We start from the raw sequence: 25,245 nt of genomic DNA on the forward strand, positions 1-25,245 counted from the left end.
AGGTATCTGGTCTAACTATTATACCAACCTGCATAAATCTTTGATCAATTTAACGAATTAAATTGCACTATAACGTCGTTAAAAATTTTTTATTTAGAACAACTAGATACAAAAGTTTTTGCCTAGTTCTAGCGTAATTTTCTTAACGTTAAATAGACCCCATATATAAGCAGATTGGTATTAAAGAGATTTAAAATGAATAAAATTATTATTGGGTTTGCTTTTGCTATTTCATCATTTGGCGCATTTGCACAAAGCGCTGATGGTTGGCCAGAAGGCGGTGCAATGCACACCGGCAATACTTATAATTTAGAGGGCAATAGATACAAAACTAAAATCAGTAAAATGATGGATGAAATCTACCCACAACTAAATGACGATTACCAAGTAGATGCAGTTAAAGCACAAATAAAAGCATGGGAGCAGTATATAGATGCTACATGTAATGTTGTTGGAGTAGCAACAGGTGCTGGTGGCTCTTGGCCCTCAACGTATAGTGTTAAATGCGAAAGAAGCCTAAGTTATGATAGATACTTTGCGACTAAAAATGCGCTAAAGTGTGTTAATAAATTGAGTAAAGAAGAGTTTGTAGGACGTAGCGAAAAGTTAAATTGTTTAATTCAAACATTAAATATAAGAATATTTTAAGGTTTGCAGCAGCGCTACAGCTAAATTATACAGTTAGCTGTAGCATTTTAGGCTTTATAGCAACTCAATACTTACTGTTGCGCCTTTTTCGATATTGCCGCTTTGTGCTGGCACTACAATTAAGCAGTTAGCTTTACTAAGCGACGAAAGTACACCCGAGCCCTGTTTATTAAACGGGGCAACCACCAAGTCACCTTGCTCGTTAGTTGTTGCAGTACCTCGCTGAAAGTCAGCTCTGCCAGGGCGCTTTTTAATAACGGATGTAGTAACAGCGTTAAAACGCATTTTAGGGTTTACTTCACCAAGACCCGACAGCTTTTGCAGTGCCGGCTCTACTAACTGATTAAACGTAACAGCAGCCGACACAGGGTTACCTGGCAAGCCAAAAAAGTAACTGTTACTTAGTTTACCAAAGGCAAAAGGTTTGCCTGGTTTCATGGCTATTTTCCAAAAGTGAATTTCGCCAATTTCGTTGAGCACTTCTTTAGTAAAGTCGGCTTCACCAACCGATACACCGCCTGAGCTTATTACGGCATCGGCAAGTTCGTTCGCTTTCAAAAATGCATTAGTAATGAGTTCTTTGTCATCAGGAATAATTCCTAAATCAATCACGTCTATATTTTTTTGTTGCAGCGCACTAATAATAACAGCGCGGTTGCTTTCAAAAATAGCGCCTTGCTTAAGAGGCTGACCAGGTTCAATTAGCTCATCGCCAGTAGAAAGCACGGCTATTTTTAAGGTTCTTACCACGTCTATATTGGCAATCCCTAAAGATGCAAGTAATCCCACATCAACGGCTTTTAATTTATCGCCTGCTTTTAAAATAACATCGTCTATTGCAATATCTTCGCCAGCAAAACGCACGTTTTCATTTAGTTCTGGTTGCGCGGTGAACGTAATTTTATCGCCATCTACCGAGGCGTTTTCTTGCATTACAACGCCGTTAGCGCCTGGTGCAATGGCGGCTCCGGTCATTATTCTTACGCATTGCCCAGGGGTAAGCGTTCCTTCAAAAACTTGACCCGCAAACACGCTACCTACTTGTGTATAAGTTAAGCTTTTATCTGAAATACACAGCGCATAGCCATCCATTGCAGAGTTGTTATGAGCGGGTACGTTTATAGTTGATTTAACATCGCTTGCTAAAACGCGATCAACACTTTGCATTATAGTGATGGTTTCAACGTCTTTAACAGGCGTTATTGAGCCAAGTATATTTTGTATTGCAGTTTCAATTGGTAATAAACCGGGTGCATTGCAAACATCGTTCATATATATTGCTTACTTAAATCATTTTATTTTGAAACAATACTTATAATGTCAAAGCTTTACAATACATGGTTGGGTTATTTTTTGCTTATAGCATGCATGCTTTCGTGCAGCGTAAACGCAAAAGAAACGCTGCAAGTAGCCGTAGCGAGTAATTTTAAAACTGTATTGCAAACCCTACTAAAAAAATCCCCATTACCTAATGTTGACGTGAAAATATCAGCCGCTTCTAGCGGTGTTTTATATTCGCAAATAGTGCATGGCGCGCCATTTGATGTGTTTTTATCGGCTGACGATTTTCGACCGCAATCACTTATTAAAGAAGGTTATGCGGAGCAAAGCAGTTTAATCACTTACGCGTTAGGCGAACTTGCTTTGTGGCAACCAAAAGCTGAAAAAGTAAATGATAAAGTAGCTATTGCTAATCCGCGTTTTTCACCATACGGGCGTGCCTCAGAGCACTACGCTAATAACCATTTTAAAAAGCCAGTAAATTATGTGTACGGGAATAATATTACGCATGCGTTTCAGTTTGTTGAAAGTGGTAATGTAGGAGTAGGGCTGGTGGCTGTTTCATCACTAAAGGCGGCTTACAGTAACACGCAAGATCAAAAATATTTAGATTACACCGTGCTGCCTACAAATCAATATCCCGATATAATTCAACAAGGCGTTATTATTAGCTCGACTAAAAAGCGTGCTAGCGCTCAGCAGCTTATGCAATTTTTAATGGCAGAGGCTACGCAGCAGCAGTTAATTGAATTAGGTTACAGAATAAAGGACAACAATGCTTCAAAGTGATTTAACCGCGCTGTGGTTAACTATAAAACTTGCCTTTATAACCGCAGTACTCCTTCTTGTATTTTGTATTCCACTGGCTTACAAGCTCGCTGGCTATAACGGTAAATTTAAACCATTTTTAGAGGCATTAATTGCAATGCCTTTAGTGCTGCCGCCTACGTTGTTAGGGTTTTACTTACTTGTTTTATTTTCGCCTGATCACGCTTTTGGGCAGTTTTGGTTTTGGCTAACGGGTACACAGCTTGCGTTTAGTTTTCAGGGCGTTGTTATTGGCTCGCTTTTTTATTCGCTGCCTTTTGTAATGCAGCCTCTTGTGGCTGGGTTTAAACATATTAATCAAACCTATAACGAAGCTGCGATTGCGCTTGGGTTAAGCCCATTTAAACGCTTTGTGCATTTAATTATTCCACTTTTAAAACCCAGTATTGGTAGCGCGTTTGCTTTAGGCTTTGCGCATACATTGGGTGAGTTTGGTTTGGTATTAATGATTGGCGGTAATATTCAGGGGCAAACACAGGTGGTGTCTATTGCGCTTTATGACCATGTTGAATCGTTAAATTATACGGCAGCGCATCAGCTTTCACTTATTTTACTGGCTATTTCGTTTGCCTGTTTAGTGCTGTTATTTAAGTTTAATAAAAGCATTGTAGGGGTTAAGCAATAACATGATTAAGTTAAGCCTTTTTAAAGCACTCAATAATTTTGATTTAGATATAAACCTTGATCTTGAGTCGTTTAATGTACTCGGTGTTTACGGGCCTTCTGGCTCGGGTAAGTCAACATTACTGCGTTGTATTAGTGGTTTAGAGCCTGCAAAAAGTGTTTATGTAAACAATCAACCAGTGCATGAGCTGCCAAGCGATAAACGCGGTATAACGCTTCAGTTGCAATCGTGCCCGTTGTTTCCTCATTTAGATGTGGTAGGTAATTTAGCGTTTACACAAAAACACTGCGGGAATAAGCAAACAAGCTTAACGCTAGAATACGTTGTTAAAACACTTGAATTACAAGACTTACTAAACCGTGATGTACAAAGCTTATCGGGCGGCGAACGCCAACGTGTAGTATTTGCGCGTACGCTGTTAGCAGGTCAAAAATTTATAATGCTTGATGAGCCTTTTAGTGCGCTTGATTGGTCATTGCGTTTTAAAACGCTCACTAAACTTAGCGAGTTTGCAGTTAAGTTTAATATTAAATTTATAATAGTAAGTCACTCATTAAAAGAGCTGCTATTTTGCTGCGATACCCTTATTCAGCTTGATAAAGGGAAGGTGATAAACCAAGGTGCAAGTGCACACGTTGCAAAGGCTATTTATGCAAACGATAGGCAAACACCGCTGAGCTTAATTAATTACGATGTGGTTAAATTTGATGAAGACTACGGGCTATATCAACTGCAATTACAGCAAAGTGAGCAACCGCTTTTTGTGCTTCCTGCACTTATAGATAGCAGTAATAAGCTAATTATAGAAAGTGAGCAAATGTCGTTTAGTGCGTTAAAGCCTGAGCAAACAACGCACAGTAATATTTTAAAGTCGATATTAACTCAGGCTGAGCTTATTAATAATAAGTGGCAGCTAACGCTTAATGTAGATGGGCAAACATTGTATTGCTTGGCTTCAAGACGAGTGTGGGACAAAAACGACTTTAAAGTGGGCGATGTGCTTTATACAACAATCAGTAATCTAGAATAACTAAATGCTGCACACCGCACATTGACTGTTTTTAGCTATTTTAAAACGATTAAACTCCATGCTTAAACCATCCACCAGCAATAAGTGTTCGCTTAAGCCGCTGGGTAAACCAGCAAGCATTTTTAGCGCTTCAGTAGCCTGAATACTGCCTATTAGCCCCACAATTGGGGAAAGTACGCCGGATTCAGAGCAGCTTTGTGTTTGTTCACTAAAAAATTGTGATAAACAGCCATAACAGTGGCTGTTTTCATCCATAGTAAAACACGCGACTTGTCCTTCCATACGTATTGCAGAGCCTGACACTAGCGGAACTTTAGCTTTAAAACAGGCGCTATTAAGTGCATTACGCGTTGCGAGGTTATCTGAGCAATCAATTACTATATCAATGTTATTAAATAGCTGTTCTGTGGAGGTACTTGCATCAAAAAATGCCTCAATAGTGTTTATGTCTATTTCACTATTAAGCGCGTTAAGCTGTTTTTTAGCAGCACTGCATTTTGAACTACCAATATCACTTTCTTTATACAGTATTTGCCTTTGCAGGTTGGTCACGTCTATTTCATCGTTATCAACTAAGGTAAGGGTCCCAACGCCAGATGCCGCTAAGTATTGACCTACCGCACACCCAAGCCCACCCACACCAATAATTAAAGCATGCGATTGCCATAGTCGCTCTTGTCCGTCTATATCAAGCTGCGGCAGCATAATGTGCCGAGAATAGCGCAGTTGCTGCTGGTAAGTTAGCGGTGTTTTTTGCATTTTCAAACTTCTCATACTTTTTTTGAACAATACCAAGTTGTTAAATCCAAGAGCAAGTAGTAACGCTTTTTATTTGCACTCTAACAACCCAGAGCCCTTCACTCATATAGTGCAACTATAACGTATAAAAACAACTGTTGCATGTAACTATATGAAATTTATGGTTTTTAATTAGTGGCTCAGTAATTGCTATATCGGGTTAACTTAAATTTAACAAACATTGGGCTGCTACTCATATAAAAGGGTGGGGCATTAATAAAACAATAATACGTTTACGAGGAAAATAAACATGCAACCGAGTTCAGGGTTTAACCTAATATCGTTTAGCGGAAAAATGAAAGTATTGCATCTAAGTTGGATGGTCTTTTTTGTGTCATTTTTTGTATGGTTTAACCATGCTCCTTTATTAGGTGCCATAGCGGGTTCACTTGGGATCACCATGGCACAAGTTAAAACATTACTAATTTTAAATGTAGCGTTAACTATTCCAGCGCGTGTTGTGGTGGGTATGCTAACCGATAAATTTGGTCCCCGTATTGTTTATGCGGCGCTACTTATTAGCTGTAGTATTCCATGTTTTATGTTTGCTATGGCAACCACATTTGAGCAAGCCGCAATAGCGCGTTTTGCTTTAGGCTTTATTGGTGCTGGCTTTGTTGTGGGCATTCGTATGGTGAGTGAATGGTTTCCTGCTAATGAGTTGGGTATAGCGGAAGGTATTTATGGCGGTTGGGGTAACTTTGGTTCAGCAGCAGCGGCTATGTTATTGCCAATTATTGCACTAATGTTTGGCGGCGAAGATGGCTGGCGTTATGCAGTGGGTTTAACCGGTGTATTAAGCGTTATATTTGGTGTTATTTGGTATTTAAATGTAACCGATACGCCAAAAGGCGGTACATACTTTAAACCTAAAAAAGTAGGCGCAATGGAAGTTACCAGTAAAGGCGACTTTGTATTACTGCTTATTATGAAAATCCCTATGTACGGCGCATTAGCATTACTTACTTGGAAGCTTTCGCCAACCGGTGCTAACTTAATTTCGGCTAATTTTGTACTTGCCGTGTATGCTTTTTTAGTCCTACTTTATATTTACGAAGTGTATAAAACCTTTGACGTAAATGGTCATATTTTTAAAGAGCCTGTACCTGAGTCGCATCGTTATGAGTTTAAGCAAGTGGCTGTTTTAAATATTTTATATTTTACAACTTTTGGTTCTGAGCTTGCGGTTGTCTCTATGTTGCCGCTGTTTTTTATGGATGTGTTTGCGCTTGATATGGTGTATGCCGGTATTTTAGCCTCTGCTTACGCATTCATGAACTTAGCATCTCGCCCTGGTGGCGGTTGGATTTCAGATAAATTAGGTCGTCGTATAACACTTATTGTACTTACGATGGGTCTTGCTGTTGGTTATTTTGTAATGGGCTTGGTTGATGCATCGTGGCCTTTATGGCTTGCTGTAGTAGCTGCTATGGCATGTTCGTTCTTTGTGCAAGCAGGTGAAGGCGCTGTATTTGCCGCAGTACCGCTAATTAAGCGTCGTTTAACAGGGCAAATTGCAGGTATGACAGGCGCATACGGTAATGTTGGTGCAGTAGTTTACTTAACGGCATTGTCACTTGTTGATTATCAAACCTTCTTTTTCATTATTGCGGGTAGTGCATTACTTGGCTTGGGCGCACTGTTTTTTATGAAAGAACCAGACGGACACATTACCGAAGTAAATGAAGACGGCACCGTTGAACTTATTTCAGTGACTTAAGGCATTATTGACCATGTTTGATGAAACACTCCACGCTAAAGCGCTAAAAAATGAACTCAACGTTTCATTTGGCGGGCACAGTGCTAAAGGGTTAAAAGCAGAAAACCAAGATGCGTTTGCAGCTCTTAATACCAAAGCGCAAGAAAAAGAGTCTAAAGGCGTTATTGCCTGTTTAGCCGATGGGTGTTCATCAGCAAAAAATGCTAAACAAGCGTCTCAACTTTCGGTTACTCATTTTATAAATGAGTATTTAAATACCCCCGAAAGTTGGGCTGTTAAAAAGTCAGTGTCGAAGGTATTAGCGAGTTTAAATCAGTGGCTTTATTCGCAATCAGTTAATTACAATCACCTTGGTCAACGCCAAGCCGATTGGATGACCACTTTTACAGCACTTATTTTAAAGTCGGCAACGGGTTATATATTTCACTTAGGTGATACGCGTATTACCCGCTTGCGAGGAAATAAAATAGAAGCGATAACACGGGATCATAAAGTAAACGATACGCTAACGCGTGCACTTGGCGCACAACTTCATCAAGAAATAGATGTTTACGAAGTTGACCTTAAAGCAGACGATATTTATATATTAACCTGCGATGGCGTACACGATGTGCTCCCAAACAGCGATATAGCTAGACTAATTAATGAACACGTTAATTTAGATCACACTAATTTAGAAAATGCAGCTAAAGCAATTACCGAGCTTGCATTAGCACGAGGCAGTGACGACAACGTAAGTTGTTTGCTTGTAAAAGTAGAAAATATTGCCGAGCAAAAGTTAGATGAGCTTTATCATTCGCTAACACGACGAAAAATTCCACCTGCGCTTAATGTTGGACAAAAAATTGATGACTACACGGTTATCCGTAAATTGCATGCCAGTAGTCGCTCGCATATTTATTTAGTGCAACAAGCGCCCGATATACCGCCAGTGGTTTTAAAAGCACCTTCGGTTAATTTTGAAGACGATGTGCACTACCTTCAAGGCTTTATAAGAGAAGGTTGGGTAGGGCAACGCATAAACCATTTAAACGTGATGAAAGTACTAAGTACGCAATCGCAGAGTCGTTTTTTGTATCATATTTGTGAGTACATGGACGGGCAAACACTCAGTGATTGGAAGCACGATGTGCCGCACCCAGAAATAACCCAAGTGCGCAGTATTATTGAACAAATAGTACATGCACTAAGGGCGTTTCAACGACTCGATATGGTACATCGCGATTTAAAACTCGATAATGTAATGATAGATGCGCACGGAAAAGTAACGCTAATAGATTACGGCACAGTAAGTGTTGCAGCTATGGACGAGTCGGTTAAACAAATTGCGGATGATTGCCCGCAAGGCACTGCCGACTACACTGCACCCGAAACACTTATTACTATGCACGCCGATTTTAAAAGTGATTTGTTTTCACTTGGCGTTATTGCATACGAGTTATTGTGCTCAAAATTACCTTACAAACCACTGCCACTTAACCACGTAGCGCCAAAAGATTACAGCCATTGGCACTACACAAGTATTCGTAAATACAGAGCCGATATTCCGTTTTGGTTAGATCAAGCCCTTATGAAAGCGCTTGCCCCTAAACCAGAGCTCAGATACCAAGCTTTTTCTGAGTTTATAAACGATATCAACAAACCTAATCCTTATTTAGAAAGTACCGCTAATAAAAGCTCAATAATGAAACGCGATCCAGTTATGGTGTGGAAATGTATTTCGCTGTGTTTATTTATTGCTTTGGTATGTGTATTAATAATTAAAACTTAGAGAACCAAAATGCTTAACTATAAGAACAACTTACCTATTATTTTTATACTGGGTTGCTTCACTGCGCCTTCAATAAGCCAAGCTTCGCAAACTGATCTTGATTTTAGACTGCGTTTTGAAAGCGTTGATCAAGAAAATGCCTTAAAAGATGCAAGCGGCTTAACACTTAGAACCCGCTTAACGCATCAAACAGACGAGGTTAATGGTTTTTCAGCCGTTATTGAAGTAGAAGACACTCGCAGCCTATTGGGCGTAGATGATTACAACAATACGGTGGGGAAAAACACTAATTACTCTGTTATTGCAGACCCAGAAAGCACTGAGATAGACCAAGGTTTTGTTAAATATGCCCGCGATGGTCTATCGCTAAAAGTAGGACGCCAAGTAATAGCCCTTGATGGGCAGCGTTTTGTTGGGCACGTAGGTTGGCGCCAAGATAGGCAAACCTTTGATGCAGCAACCATTAATTACGCATTTAATAACATAGATTTACAGTACAGTTATTTAAATAAGCGTAACCGCATATTTGCTGACGATAAAGATATTAAATCGTCCGATCATCTAATTAATGCAAGCTTTAAAACAGACTACGGTAAAGTGGTTTTATACAGTTACTTATTAAGTGACGATGCACTACAAGACGACAGTTTAGACACTTATGGCGTCTCTTTTAACGGTAATAAAACCCTAAACGACATAAAATTTTATTACAAAGCGGAGTATGCAACGCAGTCTGCGTCAACAAGCGTGAGTGATTTTGATGCCGATTACTATGCACTTGAAGGCGCTGTTGATTTAAATGGTTTGGGTATAAAAACAGTAACATTAAAAGTTGGCATAGAGTCACTTGGCTCTGATAATGGCGATTACGGGTTTGAAACACCGCTTGCCACGTTACATAAATTTAATGGTTGGGCAGATACGTTTTTAAATACACCCGCACAAGGCTTGGACGACACTTACATAAGCTTAAACGGTAAAGCGTTTGACGGAAAATGGCTGGTGGCTTATCACAGTTTTGATGCTAATGAGCAATCAAATGGGGTTGACGATTTAGGCAGTGAACTAAACGTACAATACGTTAAACCTATTAATAAACAATACGCAGTGGGTGTTAAATACGCTGATTACTCAGCGGGCGATACTGCTGCTAGTAAAGTCGACACTCAAAAATTGTGGGTATGGATGAGCGCTAAATTTTAATCCTCTTTATCTTCTAATATTCACTTGTAATTTATAGCGACACAAGATGGTGCAATTGCACCATCTTGTTGAGCTTTATGCTTTTTACCTCTGCACCAATGTAGGCAACCTACTGATTTTAAGTGCTTATATATTTGGCTTACATATTGCTATAACAAACCTATAACAAATCATTCGATTTCAATTTTAGTCAATTACTAAAGTAGATATCATTTTAAGGTGAGTAAATGCCAAGTAAGCAGCGTGTTGTAGTAGTAGGAAACGGAATGGTGGGGCACCATTTTGTGCAGCAGCTGGTTTCTCAAAATCAGGCTGATGAGCAATTTGAAATTACGGTACTTAGCGGTGAAGACCGTTTAGCGTATGACCGCGTACAACTATCCTCTTTTTTTAAAGGCAAAACCGCAGACGACCTCGCACTTACATGCAATAAAACCTATGACGATTGGCAAGTTCGCTTTCATACTCATTCTAAAGTGGTTGACATAAATCGTGATACGCAAACTGTAACGACCGCTAAAGGGGAGTCGTTTGAATACGACAAGCTTGTGCTTGCTACAGGTTCATTTCCATTTGTACCGCCTATACCGGGTAAAGATCGTGAGCATTGCCTTGTTTATCGCACCATTAACGATTTACATGCAATAAAAAACTCAGCCCACGGCAGCAAAGTAGGCGTGGTAATTGGTGGCGGTTTACTGGGTCTTGAGGCTGCAAACGCATTAAAGCAACTGGGTTTACAGACTCACGTAATAGAATTTGCACCGCAACTTATGGGCGTACAAGTTGATGCGGGTGGCGGTCGGCTACTAAAAAACAAAATTACAGATTTGGGCGTTACGGTACATACGTCAGTGGCGACTGAGGAAATAGTAGAAGGTGAAAGTTGCCGTTACAAAATGTGTTTTAAAGGCGGCAAAACCCTTGAAACCGATATGATTGTATTCTCAGCAGGTATTCGCCCTTATGATAATTTAGCCCGCGAGTTTAATTTAGAGTTAGGCGAGCGCGGAGGTATTGTAATTAATAACCACTGCCAAACGAGCGACAAAAACATATACGCTATTGGCGAATGTGCACTGTGGAATAACTTTATTTTTGGCTTAGTGGCACCCGGTTACGCTATGGCTAAAATAGCAGTTGGGCATATTTTACAAGATACGCAGCAAGGTACTTTGCAAAGTACTGGTTTAGACAATAAAGCCGATGAATTTAGCGGTGCCGATATGAGCACTAAGCTTAAATTAATGGGTGTTGAAGTGGGCTCTATTGGCGATGCGCATGCACGCAGCGAAGGCGCAATAAGCTATTACTTTGAAGACCAACCCAATGGCATTTATAAAAAAGTAGTCACTAATTCACAAAGTAATAAGCTGATTGGCGCAGTACTTGTTGGCGATACCAGCGATTACGATAATTTACTGCAATATCATTTAAACGACATTGAACTTACCACTGCGCCCGAAGCGCTCATTATGCCCCTTGCTGGCGACATAGCAGAACTAAGCGCCGACGACTTGCCTGATGACGCCATTATTTGCGCTTGTCATAAAGTAACTAAACACACCATTGAACAAACAGTCGCTAAAGGCTTTATAGACCTAGCAAGTGTGCAGCAAAGCACCAAAGCCAGTACCGGCTGTGGAGGTTGTGAAAAGCTCGTTCAAAACGTAATAAACAGCGCACTCGCTAAAGCAAGTAACACTATTAACGTAGTTACTCTTAATGAGCCTGTAAAACAGCCCGCATAAATTAAAGCACACTAAAAGAGAGCAGTATGGCAACCGCAAACACGTCACCAACTATAAATAAAACGAGTTTAAAACAAACAACATGTGCTTACTGTGGTGTAGGGTGTGGTGTTGATATTTCACTTTTTAATAATGTGCCAACCAAGCTTGAAGGCATGCGAGAGCATCCCGCAAACTTTGGTCGTTTATGTGTAAAAGGCACGCATTTGCTTGACACAACAGGCAGTGATAATCGCTTAACGTCGCCTCTTATTAATAACCAATCCGTTACGTGGGATGAAGCAACTGACCATGTCGCCAATAAATTTAACGACATAATACAAAAGCACGGACCCGATGCTGTGGCTTTTTATGTATCGGGGCAGTTACTTACTGAAGATTACTACATCGCAAATAAATTAATGAAAGGCTACATAGGCTCAGGTAATATTGATACTAATTCACGCCTGTGTATGTCGTCTGCTGTGGCAGGTTATAAACGCGCTTTTGGTGAAGACGTAGTGCCGTGTACCTACGAAGATTTAGAGCAAACTGAGTTACTTATATTAATTGGCTCAAATGCAGCGTGGACTCATCCGGTTTTGTATCAGCGAATGGAGCGTGCAAAGCAGCTTAACCCAAATATGAAAGTAGTGGTTATTGATCCGCGTAAAACTGACACCGCTGAGCTTGCCGACACATTTTTAAATATAAAACCAGGCAGTGACGCCGCACTTTATAACGGTTTACTTAATTATTTACATGAGCATAACCACCTCGATACGCAATTTATTGATCAGCACACAAACGGCTTTGAAAGCGCACTGCAAGAGGCAACAAAATGGAGTTGTGAGGCAGTTAGCGATTTTTGCGATATAGCAATTGAGCAAGTAACTGAGTTTTACGCGCTATTTGCTAACAGCCCAAGTGCGATTAGCTTTTACTCAATGGGTATAAATCAATCAAGTTCGGGTGTAGATAAATGCAACGCTATTATTAATGCGCATTTAGCCTCAGGTAAATTACTTAAACCAGGCAACGGTCCGTTTTCGATTACTGGGCAACCCAATGCGATGGGCGGGCGCGAAGTAGGTGGTTTGGCTAATCAGTTAGCGGCGCATTTAGATATTGAAAACGAAGCGCATCAATCACTTGTGCAACGTTTTTGGCTCTCGCCAACTGTGGCTAACAAAGCAGGCAGCAATGCCATTGATATGTTTGATGAAATAGCCGCAGGCAAAATAAAAGCAGTGTGGATAATGGCAACAAACCCAATGGTGAGCTTGCCCAATAACGCCGCTATTAAAAAAGCATTAGAGACCTGTGAGCTGGTGGTTGTATCTGACTGTATTGCAAAAAGTGATACGTTAAAATTTGCCGATGTTGCTTTTCCATCAACCGGATGGGGTGAAAAAAACGGCACAGTAACTAACTCAGAGCGCAGAATATCAAGGCAGCGCCCGTTAGTAGCGCCTTATTCAGGAGCTAAAAACGATTGGCAAATTATGTGCGAAGTTGCTAAAAAAATGGGCTTTGAAGGGTTTGACTTTACAGACCCAAGTGGCATTTTTGAAGAATGGGCACAATTAACCGACTTTGAAAATAACGGCAGCCGATTATTAAACCTCTCTGGTTTAGTTGGGCTCACAAAAAGCCAGTACGATAACTTAAAACCCATTATGTGGCCTGTTGTTAAAAATCAGCCTCATAAAAATGGTCAGGTTTTTACAGATAACCAATTTAGCACCGCTGATAAAAAAGCGCGTTTTATACCTATAACGCCGCAATTACCTGTGCAACAAACATCAAGTGATTACCCGTTTGTAATGAACTCAGGGCGTATACGCGACCAATGGCATACCATGAGCCGCACAGGTAAAAGCACTGCGCTTTCATCGCATATTACACGCCCGTATATTGAAATTAATCCGCTTGATGCCAGTAAATTAGCAATTAAACAAAACGATTTAATAAGTGCGATTGCCCAAACAGGGCAGGTTACCGCGCATGCAAAAGTAACCGATGCCGTGCGAAAAGGTGAATGCTTTATGCCTATTCATTGGAATAAGCAATTTGCGTCATCAGCAACAGTAAGTGGGTTGTATCAATCGGTAGTTGACCCTCTATCTGGTCAGGCTGAATGCAAACACGGCGCTGTTAATATAGTTAAAGCACCCTTTGGGCAATATATGCAGCTGTTTGCTAAAAACGAACTTGTTATAAATAGTGATTTTTGGCTCAAAGTTAATGCAAGTAATTGCTTTAATTACCAATTGGCACTTAATGAACCACAAAGTGATTTACTGTATTACTGCCAAACCTTAACCGGTTTACAAGGGCAGTGGTCGGCTATGAATACGGCAAAAGCCATGCATGTGCAGTGTATTCAAAACGATCAATTAGCGTTTGTTGGTGTTATTTCTAATGAGCAAAAAGAAATGTCACTTGAGTGGATAAACCATTTATTTGCAGAGCCATTACTGACCTTTAGACAGTTACAGTCTTTGCTTTATGCAACCCCCGATGAAGAATTTACCCAAGGTGCACAAGTGTGTAGCTGCTTTAAAGTAAGAGAGCAGCCAATTATAAACGCCATTAAAAACGGTGCAAACACAGTCGAGCAATTGGGGTCTGAACTTAAATGTGGGACGAACTGCGGTTCGTGTAAAACACAATTAAGCCAATTAATAAAACAACATTACAAAGCAGGTTCTAGCAGCATTGATGTTGCGGTTGTAATGTAAAGAAAAAAGGAAGCATATGCTTAATGATCAATTTGGTCGGCAGTTTAACTATTTGCGTCTCTCAATAACCGATGTATGTAATTTTAGTTGTAGTTATTGTTTACCAAACGGGTATCAGTGCGATGCGCCGCGTAATTTTTTAAATAAAAACGAAATTAGCACGCTGGTAAATGCGTTTGCAGAGCTAGGTACTAAAAAAGTGCGCATTACAGGTGGCGAACCATGCTTACGAAACGACGTAACCGATATTATAAAGCTCTGTAAAAATACGCCAGGCATAGAAAAAGTAGCTATTACTACCAACGGGTTTAATTTATTAAATAAAATTGATGAATTTGCTGAAGCAGGGCTTGATGCGCTTAATGTCAGCATTGATAGTTTAAATCCGAGTATGTTTAAACTCATAACAGGGCACGACAAACTTAACCTTATTTTAAAAGGGATTGAGCGCGCGGTAGAGCTGGGCATAAAAGACATAAAAATAAATGCAGTGCTTGCCAAGCAGTTTAATAAAAACCAGTTGAAGGATTTTTTAGCGTGGGTAAAGCACCACAAAGTTACGGTACGCTTTATAGAATTAATGGAAACAGGTGACGGCGCCACCTTTTTTGAAGAAAACCACTTAAGTGGGCAAACGGTTAAAGCCCAATTACTCGACCAAGGTTGGTTACAAGTAGTTAGGGGGAAACTAAACGGACCCGCTGAGGAATTTTGTCATCCTGATTACGATGGTCGTATTGGTTTAATAATGCCGTACAGTAAAGATTTTTGTAAAAGCTGTAATCGCTTAAGAGTGTCGGCGCTGGGTAAATTACACTTATGCTTGTTTGCCGAGCAAGGTATAGATTTACGTGAACTACTCAACGAGGATGATACTGCAGCGACCGTAAAGGCAATTCGAGCTGCTATGGGCAATAAAGAAATAAGCCATGAGCTAGATAAACGCTTAACAGGTGCGACAACTCACTTAGCTATGTTAGGTGGCTAACATGGGAGCTAATATAAAATCTAATATAAAAGCTAAGCGAGATTTTACAGGCGTTGTGCTTGCTGGTGGTAAGTCATCAAGAATGGGCACAGACAAAGCCGATTTAGTTTTAAAAAATAAAACGCTATTGCACAATGCGTGTGATTTATTAAAAGAGGTAGGCGCTAAAAACATATTGGTAAGCCGCAACGTTACAAATCCAGTCAAGTCATTGAACAATTATTCACCGAGCGATTATCCCTCAGAAAAGTACGTTAAAGATATACACCCAAATAGTGGACCCCTTGGCGGAATTTACTCAACATTAATAGCCACCGAGCACGACTTACTTATTACTGCGGTAGATATGCCACTGCTTACAAGTAGTTTGTTAAGCACAATAGTGCTGGCTTCTCAGACAAATAACGTACAAAGTGTGAGCAATCAATTAAATCAGTCACAAATACATGCTTGGCACTTTGAAAATGAACCACTACCGCTGTATATTCGTAATACAAGCAGTGTAAAAAATCATTTAAAACACATACTCACAAACGCAAACAGTCATAAATCAATAAAACAGTTTACCCAAAGCATTGGTGTGCAAACGCTTTTATGTAATAAAGCGCATGCATTAATAAACACCAATACACCGGCGCAATTTAAAGCTGTAAATGAGCATTTTGACCTAAGCATTAACCTATTGAGAAGAACATTATGAGCCACACAAGCGATACACAAATACCTTTAAACATTGCCGTACTTACAGTAAGCGACACGCGCGATGCGATTACCGATACTTCTGGTCATTACTTAATTAAAGCGCTAACTGAGGCGGGTCATCACTTAGCAGATAAAGAAATTGTAAAAGATGATGTTTACCAAATGCGCGCTATTGCATCGCAGTGGATAGCCGACGACACCATTCACGCTATTTTAGTGACTGGTGGTACAGGATTTACCGAACGCGATTCAACACCTGAGGCATTTGCGCCGCTGTTTGATAAAAGCGTAGACGGCTTTGGTGAGCTATTTAGACATATATCGTATGGTGAAATTGGTAACTCAACTATTCAATCACGTGCACTGGCAGGACTTGCTAACAACACCGTTATTTTTTGTATGCCAGGCTCTACAGGCGCATGTAAAACAGCGTGGACAGGCATTATAAAAGATCAACTTAACTCAATGCATAAACCGTGTAACTTTGCACCGCACATTACCATTGGTAAAAAGTGTGAATCGCGTGAGCAATAGTATGTTAAGCCACGTAGACGAAAACGGCCAAGCGAATATGGTTGATGTATCGCTCAAAGACGTAACCTTGCGCGATGCCTCAGCTGAAGCATTTATTAGCATGAGCAAGCTTGCCTTTGAACAAGTAATGCTTAATCAAAACAAAAAGGGCGATGTGTTAGGCGTGGCACGTATTGCGGGTATTCAAGGCGCTAAAAAGTGCGCCGATTTAATTCCGCTTTGTCATCCGCTTGCACTTACTAAAGTAGCTGTTGATTTTGAACTTGATGAAGCAAACAGCCAAATTAAAATAACCAGCTACTGCAAACTTGCCGGTAAAACTGGGGTTGAAATGGAAGCGCTAACGGCGGTATCTGTGGCTGCACTTACTTTGTTTGATATGTGTAAAGCAGCCGACCCACTTATGGAAATTAGTGGCATGCGTGTTACTCAAAAAGCTGGGGGCAAAAATGGTAGTTGGCAACGCGATTAATCCAAACGATGTTTTACCTAGCGCTGGAAAAGTAGAGTTATTGTTTTTTGGGCAACTAAAAGAGCGGTTAAAGTGCAGTAAATTAAGCCTTGAGATTACGCAGCCGCTTACTATTTCAGAGCTTAAATTAAGATTAGTTAGCCAATACCCGCATTGGCAACCGTGGCTGGAGGAGCGTGAGCTACTTGCAGCGCTTAACCAAACTATGTCATCAAGCGATGAAATAGTGAAAGCAGGGGATGAGCTTGCCTTTTTTCCGCCGGTTACAGGTGGCTAATGAGCATACATATTCAAGTACAAACCGATGATTTTAATGTAGGTGACGAGCACAATACGCTTTGCAGTAATAACAAAAGCGATGGCGCTGTTGTCACCTTCACAGGTTTGGTAAGAGAGTTCAGCAGTGGCGATAACGTTATTGCACTTGAGCTTGAACATTACCCTGGTATGACCGAGCAACTCCTTCAATCTATTGCAGAGCAAGCACAAACTCGCTGGCAACTGGCGCGAATATGTATTATTCATCGCGTTGGTTACTTAGCACTTGGCGAGCAAATTGTATTTGTAGGCGTAACTTGCCGCCATCGCCAAGCCGCGTTCGAAGGCGCACAATTTATAATGGATTATTTAAAAAACCACGCCACGTTTTGGAAAAAAGAGCACTTTAAAGACTCATCAAACTGGGTTGAGTTTAAACAAAGTGACAAACAAGCGATGGGTAGGTGGCTAAAGAAGCCATAAACGTAATGTGCGAATAAAGATGCGTTTAAAATTTATCTCAAAAAGAGAATCAATAGAGTCTGCTGCTCTTTGGGTCGCGGCTCTATTAATTTTAGTAATCATGTTAGAGCTAATAACAGGTTGGTCGATAGGTGGAAAGAGCTCGCCGAGTCAATCTAAAAATATTAACCCTGAACAGTTTTGGTTTGAAATAAAATTGCACTGCAGCTTAGTCTTATGGTTGATTTTTAGATCATTTTTTACATTCCCATTTTTTAGAGCTATGTACAATAGCTTGCTTCACTTTAGGGAAAAACACAAAATAATAGCAAATATCCTTTTTTATATACTTACCCCCATATTTGTAGTGTTTCTAATTTTAACTTTATTATATATTAACGACTTATAATATTGCTTTGTTGATCATCAAGGATGAATGATGAAAACCTACACTCTCTTATTATTGGCTATTTTTATACAACCGTTCTGTATTTACTTTGCTTTATATGCAAAAGCAAAATATTCATCAGAAAATAAGCCAATTAATCAGCTTGCATTAGGTGTTACGCCAAGTCTTGCATATCTATCTGCAGAAGATTTCTGGGGGGCATTTGTTTTAATGTTTATGGTTACAGCCGTGTCACTTGTTTTATCGTTATTACTAAACTTTAGATATGTGATGACAAGAAAAATAAATACGAGTGCAATCCTAACTTCAATCGTTTCATTCCTCTTAGTAGCAGGTTTCTTTTATTGGTTAGCTGGCCACTTTATAGTTGAAAACTGGTATGAAAAATTTTGGCCTTCGCTTTATTTTTTGGGGCTACTTTTTAGTATTTTTGTTATAAAAATTATTGAAAAGAAGCGAAAAATTAAAGATGGGCTGAGCAATATGCTGGTACTGGCTTTATGTGTTGCTGCGTCAGTTGTTTCTGCATTTGGGGATGCATTTATTTTATGCACACTTATTAATGTATTTTTACTTATCCCAATAGGCGGCGCTATTGTGAGCAGTGGTGTTGACAAAACTTCTGCTGGTGGTATCGCCTTTTTTTATGGTTACGTATTTATTATGAGCTTGCCTATTTCTGGCCTGCTTTATTTAGCGCTTAGCTCTACTTAATACCTATCAAAAAATAGATTTAGATATTATTATAATTTAGCTCTGGGCTATTTAAAGTATTAACCAAAGGTTTTATATGAAAATCATCTCGACTAATATCTCTAAAATTAAAACTCTTATTCATAATGGTAAAGAGGTAAAAACGGGAATATTCAAAACCCCAACTAACGAACCTGTTGTTATTGAAAAACTAAACATTATAGGTGACGAGCAAGCTGATTTAGTTAACCACGGCGGGGTAGATAAAGCGGTATATGCTTTTTCGCACAATCATTATGAGTATTGGCAGAAGACTCTTGAAAACGAGAACTTAAGTAGCGGCATATTTGGCGAAAACTTCACGATTTCTGACCTTGATGAAGCGAATATACACATAGGTGACCATATTCGAATTGGTACTGCACTGCTTGAAGTAAGCCAGCCTCGTGTACCCTGTTTTAAACTCGCTATCGCCCTTAATAATAAAAACAGTCTTAAACTGTTTACGCAGCATTACTGCACTGGCGTTTATTTTAGGGTACTAGAGCAAGGCGTTGCAAAAACGGGTGATAGTGTTGTTATCGAGAAGAAAGCCTCGCACGACATATCAGTTAAAAAACTGTTCCAGGCATTTTTTGATAAAAAATACGTAGGTTATGAAGACATACTTTTAGAAGCATTAACTTTGCCAGAGCTTGCTGTAGAGTGGCAAGAAAAGCTAAAGAAGAAGCTTGCTATTAAAAGTGAATAAAGCAGTTTAAAACTGTTTTATTCCCGCGCTATCACTCTTTAAAAAGTGTTGCTGCAACCTATTTATTAAACTTTGAAGAACAGGTCCTGTTGATTGGCTTCTTGAAACAACGCATCCTACAGGAGTAAGCCAATCGCCTTGTTCATGAGTAACGGGTAGCGTTACCACTTCAGCTTGGTTTATATACCTCTTAATAGCAAACTCGGGTACAAGCGCCCAACCAATACCCTGAACTACTAAGTCGATAAGGGTTTGATGTGTATTTGCGTACCAAATTCTAGAGCTAATTGCGTAGCTAAACCATAACTCTTTTTGGCTAAGGCTGCGATGAACACATTGCCTATGGGCTTTTAAATCATTGCTTGTTACAGCCTTTAGCTTTGCAAGCGGGTGTTCTGGTGATGAAATCGTTAAAAATCGAGCTTGACCTAATAGAAAATAATCCATATCAACTTTTAGTTCCCCATCACTATAAATGATACCTACTTGTGCTTTTCCTATTTTTACTAAGTTTTCTACATCGTCAGTTGTTGTCGATATTATTTCGAAATTAGTAATCGGGAACTGATCAGCAAGTGGGGCAATCACTTTTAAAATATCTTGATTATTTAGGCTTTCATCAATAGCTATAATTACCTCATGCTCATAATTTTTTGCTAATGCATCCACTTTTTGGTCAAAATACTTTTGCTGATGAAGTATAGAGTATGCGACAGGTAACAATGCCTTACCACTGATCGTTAAGCTGGGTATATTTTTATTACGCGTAAACAATGTTTGATTAATCGCTATTTCAAGATTAGAAATAGCTTGGCTAATTCCCGATTGTGCACGGTTAAGCTTTCGGGCTGTTGCCGAAAAAGATCCTGTTTCTACCACGGTTACAAAAATTTTTAGTTGCTCAAAACTATACATATCATTCAACTTAAAGGTGAGTACTTATTTGCTTATCTTATCACTAAAGGTGATGGCTACTAACTTTGCAAATAATTAAATTATGTCACTATTATTTTCTTTAATTATTTGGCGTAAAGGGGTTAATTATGGATGCAAAAATGGGGTCGCTAGAGAGGATGTTTCAGGCTGTTTTGTTTGAAGTATTAGCGGTAACGCTGTCGATTATTGGTTTGGCTGTATTTACAGAGCATGCAATATCGGCTTTATCAGGCACTATGATTATAATTGCAACGATTGCGATGTGTTGGAATTTTGTTTTTAATTGGTTTTTTGACAAAGTAGCTACCGGTGCAAAAGAGCAACGTTCTGTATTATTCCGTATTTTTCACGTGATTTTATTTCAAGGCGGGTTACTTGTTTTTACTATTCCCGTAATGGCGAGCATTTTAAACGTAGGCTTATGGGAAGCATTAATAATGGATATCGGCGTAACTTTTTTTATAACCCTTTACGCTTTTACTTTTAACCTAGTGTACGACCACACACGAGCCTATATTTTTCATTCAAAAAATGCTGCATGTTAATACACTTTTTAAATATGGGATGACTTAACAAAGTTTTGTATTTAGCTACTGGTGTATTTGCCAATGCACCAGCACTTTTAGAGGCGTAATATTACCCAAGTTTGCTTTATAGTGGCAAAAAACTAATAAAGGATCTTTTTATTAAAAGTGAATAAAGCTAAATATCAACTGTTATTCATAGAGGAGCTAGTAATAAAGATAAAATCTGCTATAACTAAGGTTATAAATACTATAATTATTATAGTGTTATTTAAAAATTGTTGGGTTAGTAGCTAAAATAGGTGTCGTATATGAATATCTCAAGAAAACTGATGCTTATTGTAATATTAACTGCAGCAGAGATAAGTATTACTGTCTACTCAGCTTTTGAAATAGCTAAAGGGGCTAAGTTTCATCAACTTAACTTTCTTCATTTAAAGTATACACATCAACTTACCAAGTCAGTTAAAAAAATAGAAAATGATATCCCCATAGATATAAATGCCATTGAGTCGGATATATTGTTAATTAGGCAGCAACCTATTGAATGTATTGAACAAATAAACCCGTTAAATTATGCTGTTATGAAAGTTATTAACACAGATCATACATTAACAATCTGTGAAAACGATATTGAAATTGCTGATAAAGCCTTATTGTCAGTTAATCAGTATAAAAAGGGGGAACTTAGTAGAGACGCTTTTTTACTAAATCTTAATACTTCGCTAAGTGGCTTTAATAAAAATACGGAGCTGTTTGAGGAACCAATTAGAAAAACAGTATCGTTTATACTAATGACGTTAATTCCACTTGTTATAATCATATCTTTTTTTAATATTCTTTTTATAAGTTATCTTTCTCGCACAATATCGAGCTCTATTCGAAATCTAACTCTACTTTTATCAAGTAAGCCCGAAAACAATATTAATCTGGACGATGAACTTGATATAAAAACGTCGGGTGAATTAAAAGCACTCGTTATCGCGGCCAGACAGCGAATTAAAAATGATCTTTTAAATATTGAAAACAGTATTGAACTCAAAGAGATTATAAACAGCCAAACAGCTTCCCTGCAGCAAGCAAATGATGAGCTTGCCCAGTTTGCTTATCGGGCTTCCCATGACCTAAAATCACCGCTGTCAGGGGCTAAATCCTTAGCGCATTTTGTTATCGAAGATATAAAAGCGGGAGACACAGAGGAGGCAAGCCGAAATGCACTGGTTATTTATCAACAAATGGAAAAGTTAGAAACACTTGTTGTTGATATTTTATTGTTAGCCAAAGCCGAAATTGGTAATGAAGATAAAGATGTAATTGACTTTAATCAGTTAATTATTGATATGAAAGAACGACTGTCTTGGCTCATGAAAGATAACCCTTGTACGCTCGAAACAACAATTAATTTATCAGTACCTATAAGGTCAGAAAAAGCGCGTTTTGCTCAAATTATTGAAAATTTGATATCAAATGGGTTGAAGTATTACGACAGAAATAAAGACTCGCCTTATGTCCGCTGTGATATTTTTAATGAGCAAGAGACGTTTTTTATTACTGTTACAGATAACGGAATGGGAATACCACAAAAGCATCAAAGTGAAGTGTTTGATATGTTTAAGCGATTTCATGCACAGACGAGCACAGGCTCTGGTTTAGGGATGGCGCTGGTTAAAAAACATATTGAGTATTTAAATGGTGAAGTATCACTGCAAAGCTCTGATGAAGGTACGACGTTTAAAATAATAATACCAATGGATAAGCTAACATGACAAAAATTAAACCCCCTATATTAATTGTCGATGACAATGAAGTTGACCGGTATATTCTTAAAAGATTAATTAAAGAGGCTGAATTAGATCTTACAATTTTTGAAAAAAAAGATGGCCAGGAAGCATTAGAATTTCTAGAAAATTATGAAGCTAACAGAAAAGAGTACCCTGATGGATTTCCTCCAATACTCATATTTTTGGACATCAATATGCCAAGAGTCAATGGTATTCAGTTTTTAGAAGAGTTTTCTAAACTGAGGAAGATGATAGAAATCAGCTCGTGTGTGGTTATGATGTTTAGCTCATCAGAAAGAGAAGAAGAAAAAAAGATTATAATGTCACACGATTTTGTTAAAGGTTACCTTGTAAAAGGAAGCTTTCAGGCAGCAGAGTTAAAAGAAAAAGTATTGGCTGTCATCGGTCAGCATTTGGAAAAACACAGCTGATTTGCATGTGTTTTAAGTTTTAACCCGCTAGGCGGTGCCAATTAAAGAGCCTTTAGTTTGAGTATGTGGCACAAACCAAAGGTTTTAGCTTAAGGTTACACAGATGTTTGATTTAAGCTTCAATTTTACAAAGGCTCAAAATAACCTATTTATTAAAGTTTTATTTTTTTACTATAGTCATCGAGCAGCAAATTAATTTCGTTTACAGGCATAGGCTTTGAAAAGAGAAAACCTTGCAAGTAGTCTATATTTAATTTTTTACACAGCTGATGCTGGGTTTCAGTTTCGATTCCTTCAGCTACCACAGAAAAATCTAGTTTCTTCAGCATTAAAGATAAGCTCTCGATTATTTTTAATCGCTTATTATTTTCTCCACCTAACGATTGCATGCTTTTGTCTAATTTTACTATATCAATAGGGTAGGAAATAAGGTGAGATATGGATGAATAACCCATACCAAAATCGTCCAAAGCAATCCTAAACCCTTTATTTGACAAAGAAGTTAATATTTCAATCACTTCTTTACTGTTTTCCATAAAAGCTGTTTCTGTTATTTCCAGAATAATACTACTGGTTTTTAAATTGTATTTTTCGACCGTCTCTAATAGATACGTTTGTAAAACTTCTCTTTGCAGCTGTATCGGTGAAATATTAATAGATAGAGTTAACGGCGTTTGATAGTCTTTCTGCCACAAAGATAACTGCTTTAAAGCGCTCGCAATTATCCATTTTCCAAGAGGGGCTATTAATCGGCACTCTTCAGCAATAGGAATAAACTCATCGGGGGTATAATTAACGGTTGTATCTGGCCAACGGATAAGGGCTTCGACACCTGTCATTATTTGTGTTTTTGAACAATAAACAGGTTGATAAAATAGCCTAAAGTTTTTTTCTTCTATATGCTCTTTTATACTATTTTGAATATCTACCCGACGACTAAATTCATATTGATATTGCTCTTTGTAAAAGCTTATTCTACTTTTACCACTTTGTTTTGAGCGATACATTGCAATATCAGCACATTTTAGCAGTTCATGAGATTCAGTAGCATCATTTGGGTATATGGCGCTTCCAATGCTAACACTGCAATTTAAAGTTCTGCCTTCATGCAAAAAGGGTTTAGAAACTTCAGCTAAAATTCTATTTGCTATCATACCTATTTGATTAATATTGCAAATTCCACCTATTATAACTGCAAATTCATCGCCTCCTAAGCGTGCAAATCCTTCATTTTGCCTCAGGCAACTATGAATCCTTTCTACTGTTTGTATTAAAATTTCGTCGCCGACACTATGCCCAAGCGTATCATTAATATTTTTGAAGTTATCTAAATCTAAAGCAAGTAACGCCACGCAGTTTTTAGCACGTTTATTGTTAGCTATCATTACTTTTAGTATTTCTTCAAAATGATATCGATTAGACAAACCAGTAAGCTGATCCCGTTCTGCCATATGCTTTACAGCAAGATAACTGTTGTGCATACGTTGTTCTGCCTCGAAGCGTTTTTTGGCATATATAAGCGCTTTATTTAAACTATCCCTCGTTATATCACCTTTTGGTAAAAAGTCTTGAGCGCCGGCTTCTATACACTCAATAGCCAAAGCTGAATTTTCTGAGGAGCTAATCATGATAATTGCGGTGTTACCGAGTTTAGGCTTTGCACGCATTTCAATTAGCATTTCAATGCCATCTTCTTTAGGCATATTATAATCGAGTAGTATTATATCAAAGTGCGTGTCTTCAATGGCTTTCAAGCCCTCGGATACGCACGTTACCTCGGTAATGTCATGATGATGAGAGCCATCAGAAATAAGCATTTTTTTAATTAATTTGCGATCAACTAAGTCATCATCAACAATTAAAATATTCATAAGTTCCTTCTAAGAGCAGCATCTACATGATGCTCGTTTATAATTGATAATTTCA

The 25,245-nt window shown here is 38.7% G+C and carries 24 protein-coding genes; 20 read left to right on the top strand and 4 right to left on the bottom strand.

Annotation, left to right across the window (positions count from 1 at the left end; genetic code table 11):
* The first annotated feature begins 195 nt into the window (after positions 1–195).
* Positions 196–648, top strand: coding sequence for a hypothetical protein (locus I6F42_RS03125; protein ID WP_197150854.1), 453 nt, complete (start codon positions 196–198; stop codon positions 646–648).
* A gap of 54 nt (positions 649–702) precedes the next feature.
* Here the strand turns inward: I6F42_RS03125 and glp are convergent, their stop codons facing one another.
* Positions 703–1,920, bottom strand: coding sequence for a gephyrin-like molybdotransferase Glp (gene glp / locus I6F42_RS03130; protein WP_197150856.1), 1,218 nt, complete (start codon positions 1,918–1,920; stop codon positions 703–705).
* 45 nt (positions 1,921–1,965) lie between these two features.
* Here glp and modA point away from each other — a divergent pair, with 45 nt between their 5' ends.
* Genes modA through I6F42_RS03145 form a run of 3 tightly spaced genes read left to right on the top strand, consistent with a single transcriptional unit; the run spans position 1,966 to position 4,412 of the window.
* Positions 1,966–2,718 (top strand): molybdate ABC transporter substrate-binding protein, encoded by a 753-nt coding sequence (gene modA / locus I6F42_RS03135; protein ID WP_197150857.1) that lies wholly within the window; start codon positions 1,966–1,968, stop codon positions 2,716–2,718.
* On the top strand, positions 2,705–3,382 hold the full coding sequence (gene modB / locus I6F42_RS03140) for a molybdate ABC transporter permease subunit (RefSeq protein ID WP_002959821.1): 678 nt from the start codon (positions 2,705–2,707) through the stop codon (positions 3,380–3,382). The genes modA and modB overlap by 14 nt, the downstream gene beginning before the upstream one ends.
* A gap of 1 nt (position 3,383) precedes the next feature.
* Positions 3,384–4,412, top strand: coding sequence for an ATP-binding cassette domain-containing protein (locus I6F42_RS03145; protein ID WP_197150859.1), 1,029 nt, complete (start codon positions 3,384–3,386; stop codon positions 4,410–4,412).
* Here I6F42_RS03145 and moeB read toward each other — a convergent pair whose 3' ends face one another.
* Entirely contained in the window at positions 4,413–5,171 is a 759-nt protein-coding gene (gene moeB / locus I6F42_RS03150; protein WP_197150861.1) for a molybdopterin-synthase adenylyltransferase MoeB, read from the bottom strand.
* A gap of 289 nt (positions 5,172–5,460) precedes the next feature.
* Here moeB and I6F42_RS03155 point away from each other — a divergent pair, with 289 nt between their 5' ends.
* From I6F42_RS03155 to I6F42_RS03215, 13 genes are all read left to right on the top strand, one after another.
* A complete protein-coding gene (locus tag I6F42_RS03155) occupies positions 5,461–6,930 on the top strand; it encodes a NarK family nitrate/nitrite MFS transporter (protein ID WP_007585259.1) in 1,470 nt (489 codons plus the stop codon).
* Positions 6,931–6,943: 13 nt separating this feature from the next.
* Complete coding sequence (locus I6F42_RS03160) at positions 6,944–8,701, top strand: bifunctional protein-serine/threonine kinase/phosphatase (protein WP_197150862.1); 1,758 nt, start codon at positions 6,944–6,946, stop codon at positions 8,699–8,701.
* A 9-nt stretch (positions 8,702–8,710) separates the two neighbouring features.
* Complete coding sequence (locus I6F42_RS03165) at positions 8,711–9,904, top strand: alginate export family protein (RefSeq protein ID WP_197150867.1); 1,194 nt, start codon at positions 8,711–8,713, stop codon at positions 9,902–9,904.
* Positions 9,905–10,131: 227 nt separating this feature from the next.
* Positions 10,132–11,655: an FAD-dependent oxidoreductase gene (locus I6F42_RS03170; RefSeq protein WP_197150869.1), complete on the top strand. Its 1,524-nt coding sequence runs from the start codon at positions 10,132–10,134 to the stop codon at positions 11,653–11,655.
* 26 nt (positions 11,656–11,681) lie between these two features.
* Positions 11,682–14,378, top strand: coding sequence for a nitrate reductase (locus tag I6F42_RS03175; RefSeq protein WP_197150870.1), 2,697 nt, complete (start codon positions 11,682–11,684; stop codon positions 14,376–14,378).
* 16 nt (positions 14,379–14,394) lie between these two features.
* A complete protein-coding gene (moaA, locus tag I6F42_RS03180) occupies positions 14,395–15,366 on the top strand; it encodes a GTP 3',8-cyclase MoaA (RefSeq protein ID WP_197150871.1) in 972 nt (323 codons plus the stop codon).
* A gap of 1 nt (position 15,367) precedes the next feature.
* Entirely contained in the window at positions 15,368–16,066 is a 699-nt protein-coding gene (locus I6F42_RS03185; RefSeq protein WP_197150872.1) for a molybdenum cofactor guanylyltransferase, read from the top strand.
* A complete protein-coding gene (moaB, locus tag I6F42_RS03190) occupies positions 16,063–16,602 on the top strand; it encodes a molybdenum cofactor biosynthesis protein B (protein ID WP_024609783.1) in 540 nt (179 codons plus the stop codon). Before I6F42_RS03185 ends, moaB begins: the two co-directional genes overlap by 4 nt.
* A gap of 1 nt (position 16,603) precedes the next feature.
* Positions 16,604–17,074, top strand: coding sequence for a cyclic pyranopterin monophosphate synthase MoaC (gene moaC, locus I6F42_RS03195; protein ID WP_024593775.1), 471 nt, complete (start codon positions 16,604–16,606; stop codon positions 17,072–17,074).
* Complete coding sequence (locus I6F42_RS03200) at positions 17,052–17,351, top strand: MoaD/ThiS family protein (RefSeq protein WP_197150873.1); 300 nt, start codon at positions 17,052–17,054, stop codon at positions 17,349–17,351. The genes moaC and I6F42_RS03200 overlap by 23 nt, the downstream gene beginning before the upstream one ends.
* Positions 17,351–17,815: a molybdopterin synthase catalytic subunit MoaE gene (moaE, locus tag I6F42_RS03205; protein WP_197150875.1), complete on the top strand. Its 465-nt coding sequence runs from the start codon at positions 17,351–17,353 to the stop codon at positions 17,813–17,815. Before I6F42_RS03200 ends, moaE begins: the two co-directional genes overlap by 1 nt.
* Positions 17,816–18,233: 418 nt before the next feature.
* Positions 18,234–18,917, top strand: coding sequence for a hypothetical protein (locus I6F42_RS03210; protein WP_010552552.1), 684 nt, complete (start codon positions 18,234–18,236; stop codon positions 18,915–18,917).
* Positions 18,918–18,993: 76 nt separating this feature from the next.
* Entirely contained in the window at positions 18,994–19,647 is a 654-nt protein-coding gene (locus tag I6F42_RS03215) for an MOSC domain-containing protein (protein ID WP_010552553.1), read from the top strand.
* Between the two features lie 6 nt (positions 19,648–19,653).
* Here the strand turns inward: I6F42_RS03215 and I6F42_RS03220 are convergent, their stop codons facing one another.
* The gene (locus I6F42_RS03220; RefSeq protein WP_197150878.1) at positions 19,654–20,562 is read right to left on the bottom strand and encodes a LysR family transcriptional regulator; all 909 of its coding nucleotides are present in this window, start codon (positions 20,560–20,562) and stop codon (positions 19,654–19,656) included.
* 128 nt (positions 20,563–20,690) lie between these two features.
* On the opposite strand from I6F42_RS03220, the gene I6F42_RS03225 reads away from it, so the two are divergent.
* The 3 genes from I6F42_RS03225 (at position 20,691) to I6F42_RS03235 (ending at position 23,319) form a co-directional block, all read left to right on the top strand.
* A complete protein-coding gene (locus I6F42_RS03225) occupies positions 20,691–21,128 on the top strand; it encodes a PACE efflux transporter (protein WP_007585216.1) in 438 nt (145 codons plus the stop codon).
* 290 nt (positions 21,129–21,418) lie between these two features.
* Positions 21,419–22,873, top strand: a complete 1,455-nt coding sequence (locus I6F42_RS03230) for an ATP-binding protein (RefSeq protein ID WP_197150879.1) — start codon at positions 21,419–21,421, stop codon at positions 22,871–22,873.
* Positions 22,870–23,319 carry a response regulator gene (locus I6F42_RS03235; protein WP_010552557.1) on the top strand — a complete coding sequence of 150 codons (450 nt, stop codon included), beginning with the start codon at positions 22,870–22,872 and terminating at the stop codon, positions 23,317–23,319. Before I6F42_RS03230 ends, I6F42_RS03235 begins: the two co-directional genes overlap by 4 nt.
* A gap of 152 nt (positions 23,320–23,471) precedes the next feature.
* On the opposite strand, the gene I6F42_RS03240 is transcribed toward I6F42_RS03235, so the two are convergent.
* Positions 23,472–25,190: a GGDEF domain-containing response regulator gene (locus I6F42_RS03240; RefSeq protein WP_165726344.1), complete on the bottom strand. Its 1,719-nt coding sequence runs from the start codon at positions 25,188–25,190 to the stop codon at positions 23,472–23,474.
* Between the last annotated feature and the right edge of the window lie 55 nt (positions 25,191–25,245).

This window comes from Pseudoalteromonas sp. SWYJZ12, assembly GCF_015864395.1.
Lineage (GTDB): Bacteria > Pseudomonadota > Gammaproteobacteria > Enterobacterales > Alteromonadaceae > Pseudoalteromonas > Pseudoalteromonas arctica.

Coding starts and splice junctions, on each gene's coding strand:
- I6F42_RS03125 (WP_197150854.1), top strand. CDS start 196: ATGAATAAAATTATTATTGGGTTTGCTTTTGCTATTTCATCATTTGGC.
- glp (WP_197150856.1), bottom strand. CDS start 1,920: ATGAACGATGTTTGCAATGCACCCGGTTTATTACCAATTGAAACTGCA.
- modA (WP_197150857.1), top strand. CDS start 1,966: ATGTCAAAGCTTTACAATACATGGTTGGGTTATTTTTTGCTTATAGCA.
- modB (WP_002959821.1), top strand. CDS start 2,705: ATGCTTCAAAGTGATTTAACCGCGCTGTGGTTAACTATAAAACTTGCC.
- I6F42_RS03145 (WP_197150859.1), top strand. CDS start 3,384: ATGATTAAGTTAAGCCTTTTTAAAGCACTCAATAATTTTGATTTAGAT.
- moeB (WP_197150861.1), bottom strand. CDS start 5,171: ATGCAAAAAACACCGCTAACTTACCAGCAGCAACTGCGCTATTCTCGG.
- I6F42_RS03155 (WP_007585259.1), top strand. CDS start 5,461: ATGCAACCGAGTTCAGGGTTTAACCTAATATCGTTTAGCGGAAAAATG.
- I6F42_RS03160 (WP_197150862.1), top strand. CDS start 6,944: ATGTTTGATGAAACACTCCACGCTAAAGCGCTAAAAAATGAACTCAAC.
- I6F42_RS03165 (WP_197150867.1), top strand. CDS start 8,711: ATGCTTAACTATAAGAACAACTTACCTATTATTTTTATACTGGGTTGC.
- I6F42_RS03170 (WP_197150869.1), top strand. CDS start 10,132: ATGCCAAGTAAGCAGCGTGTTGTAGTAGTAGGAAACGGAATGGTGGGG.
- I6F42_RS03175 (WP_197150870.1), top strand. CDS start 11,682: ATGGCAACCGCAAACACGTCACCAACTATAAATAAAACGAGTTTAAAA.
- moaA (WP_197150871.1), top strand. CDS start 14,395: ATGCTTAATGATCAATTTGGTCGGCAGTTTAACTATTTGCGTCTCTCA.
- I6F42_RS03185 (WP_197150872.1), top strand. CDS start 15,368: ATGGGAGCTAATATAAAATCTAATATAAAAGCTAAGCGAGATTTTACA.
- moaB (WP_024609783.1), top strand. CDS start 16,063: ATGAGCCACACAAGCGATACACAAATACCTTTAAACATTGCCGTACTT.
- moaC (WP_024593775.1), top strand. CDS start 16,604: ATGTTAAGCCACGTAGACGAAAACGGCCAAGCGAATATGGTTGATGTA.
- I6F42_RS03200 (WP_197150873.1), top strand. CDS start 17,052: ATGGTAGTTGGCAACGCGATTAATCCAAACGATGTTTTACCTAGCGCT.
- moaE (WP_197150875.1), top strand. CDS start 17,351: ATGAGCATACATATTCAAGTACAAACCGATGATTTTAATGTAGGTGAC.
- I6F42_RS03210 (WP_010552552.1), top strand. CDS start 18,234: ATGAAAACCTACACTCTCTTATTATTGGCTATTTTTATACAACCGTTC.
- I6F42_RS03215 (WP_010552553.1), top strand. CDS start 18,994: ATGAAAATCATCTCGACTAATATCTCTAAAATTAAAACTCTTATTCAT.
- I6F42_RS03220 (WP_197150878.1), bottom strand. CDS start 20,562: ATGTATAGTTTTGAGCAACTAAAAATTTTTGTAACCGTGGTAGAAACA.
- I6F42_RS03225 (WP_007585216.1), top strand. CDS start 20,691: ATGGATGCAAAAATGGGGTCGCTAGAGAGGATGTTTCAGGCTGTTTTG.
- I6F42_RS03230 (WP_197150879.1), top strand. CDS start 21,419: ATGAATATCTCAAGAAAACTGATGCTTATTGTAATATTAACTGCAGCA.
- I6F42_RS03235 (WP_010552557.1), top strand. CDS start 22,870: ATGACAAAAATTAAACCCCCTATATTAATTGTCGATGACAATGAAGTT.
- I6F42_RS03240 (WP_165726344.1), bottom strand. CDS start 25,190: ATGAATATTTTAATTGTTGATGATGACTTAGTTGATCGCAAATTAATT.